The sequence below is a fragment of the Mesorhizobium sp. M4B.F.Ca.ET.089.01.1.1 genome, from assembly GCF_004022605.1.
GTDB lineage: Bacteria > Pseudomonadota > Alphaproteobacteria > Rhizobiales > Rhizobiaceae > Mesorhizobium > Mesorhizobium abyssinicae.
In genome coordinates this window covers 1-2,332 of the sequence record NZ_RZOS01000663.1, presented here as the reverse complement: position 1 = coordinate 2,332, position 2,332 = coordinate 1, and the positions used below count along the sequence as shown (strand labels likewise).

The window sequence follows — 2,332 nt, the reverse complement described above, 5'->3', positions numbered from 1 at the left end:
CAAGGACTTCTCTTCCGCGCTCATCAATTCAATTGTGGTCTCATGCAGCACCATCATATTGACCATGGCGCTTTCGATCCCGGCAGCCTTTGGCATCTCTCATTTGCAGAAAACTGCGATGCGAAGGCTATTGACGCTGGTGTTGGCACTCCGGGCGGCGCCAGCGATGATCTACATCATCCCCTACTCTCTCTTTTTTCGCCAAGTACACCTCGTCGACACGAAGATTGCGCTGATCATCGTCAACACAATGTTCGCGGTTCCGCTTGCGATCTGGTATTTGTCAGCGTTTTTTGACCAAGTGCCGCGTGAAATCGAAGAAGCCGCGATGATAGACGGCGCGTCAACGCTGCAGACGATGACGCTCATCTCGATACCCATCGCCAAATATGGTATCCTGGCAACAGCAATACTGATATTCATTGGTTCGTGGAACGAGTTTCTTTTCGCGCTGACATTGACACGCGATGACGCAAAAACCGCAGCCGTCGCAATACTGAATTTCATGCCATTTGAGGGGACCGATTGGGGCAAGGCGGCAGCCGCATGCGTGCTTATGCTGGTCCCGATCGTGGTTTTCGTGCCGTTCGTAAAGAAATACGTCGCCGGCCCAACAACGACCGGTTCCGTGAAAGGGTAAAACACTAGCTCAAGGAGAAAATCAATGAGGTATCTTGGAATTCTTGCCGTTGCGTTCGGTGTTGCCGTCGGCGGGGGAGCGACGGCTCAACAGCGCTATGACGGCGCGAAAATAAAGGTCCTATCGACAAACTCGGCATACGATTTGGAGCTCAAAAAATTCGCGCACGAATTCACAGAGAAGACTGGCGCTGAAGTGCAGTTTGATCTCTTCGGTTATGCGCCGACCGTTCAAAAAGTGTCGGTCGAGCTCCTAACGCGTTCAGATAGTTACGACGTGGTATACTTAGGGAGCGAGGAGTTCGGGCGATACGCATCTGGCGATATCCTGGAGCCGCTCGATAATTACATAGACATGAAGAGTGCGGACGTACAGGATTTCATCGCTCCCGTGCTGCGCCTCTACAATAAGGACGGCAAACAGCTGGCATTTCCGCATTTCGCGGCGACACAGCTCCTGTATTATCGTGCCGACTTGTTCGAGAAAGCCGGAATCAAACAGCCACCGCAAACGTGGGAAGAGTTCCGTAATGATTGTGATCTGCTGAGAAAGGCAGACATTCAGTGCACGGCGCTACGGGGTCAACCGGATACTGGCGAGAATATATGGTTTTGGGGCCAGGTTCTTTATGGTTTTGGCGGTAAATATTTTGCGGACGAACCAGCGGATCTGACGCCCACGGTAAATTCGCCCGCTGCGGTGGAGGCGCTGAAATGGTACACGGATGTGATGACCAATTTCACTGTGCCTGGGAGCATCTCAGCAACCTTCGATGATGTTGTCATCGCGATGCAGCAGGGCCGCATTGCTATGACTGTCGAAGGCGCTCCCACCGCAGGTCGCATTCTCGATCCCAAGCTGTCGAAGGTCGTCGGCAAGCTTGGGTTTGCTTTGCCCCCTGGCGGCGTAAGTGGGAGGTTCCCGCCCTTTGCGGGACAGGCGTATGTCATTCCAGCTGCATCAGAAAACAAGGCAGCTGCAGCGGCCTTCCTTCAATGGGCGACGAGTAAAGATCTCATGAAGCGGATTTCGCTCGACAGCACCTTTGTCGCCATCACCAGGACATCGCTGTGGGACGATCCGGAAATCCGTGCGAAACATGACTATGATTATGGCCATGGATCGTTTGCGGCAACGTATGCAGAAACGCTTCGCGGGGCGCCCGAGTGGTATTATCCTCGCATTCCAGAATTCAAGGAGATCGGCGATCGCCTTGGCCGTGCCCTGCAAGAAGCGGTTGTCAGGAGCAAGAGCCCAGAGGCTGCCTTGGACGATGCTCAAGGTGATGCGGTCGAAATCGTGAAGCGCGCTGGATACCTGAAATAGCCGTTACACGTCGCCACCGGCGCGGTTTTGCGCGCCGGTGCGCGCGCGAACTGAACCTCCATAGCGCGTGGGATGAGAGTTGAGGAACTTTAGTATAGTCTGGATTTGCAGCGATCAGCAGCGTTGGGACACCTTGCAGTGCCTAGGGTTCAAAGGCACGCAGACTCCCAATATTGACCGCCTGGCGGCGACGGGCACGGCATTCGCCCGTGCGTATTGTCAGAGCCCTATCTGCACGCCGAGCCGAACGAGCTTTCTGACAGGCTTGTATCCGATCGCACACCAAGTGCATCAGAACGGCGCCGGCACATTTCCTTCGCATCTCGTTTTGCTCCCAAAACTGATGGCGAACGCCGGATACTATAC

The 2,332-nt window shown here is 54.4% G+C and carries 2 protein-coding genes; both read left to right on the top strand.

The features are described 5' to 3' along the window. Positions 1–640: carbohydrate ABC transporter permease (locus EN780_RS32365; RefSeq protein WP_210215067.1), on the top strand; the 640-nt coding region annotated here is incomplete at its 5' end. Between the two features lie 24 nt (positions 641–664). After that, complete coding sequence (locus tag EN780_RS32360; RefSeq protein ID WP_127284306.1) at positions 665–1,966, top strand: sugar ABC transporter substrate-binding protein; 1,302 nt, start codon at positions 665–667, stop codon at positions 1,964–1,966. Positions 1,967–2,332: the final 366 nt, after the last annotated feature.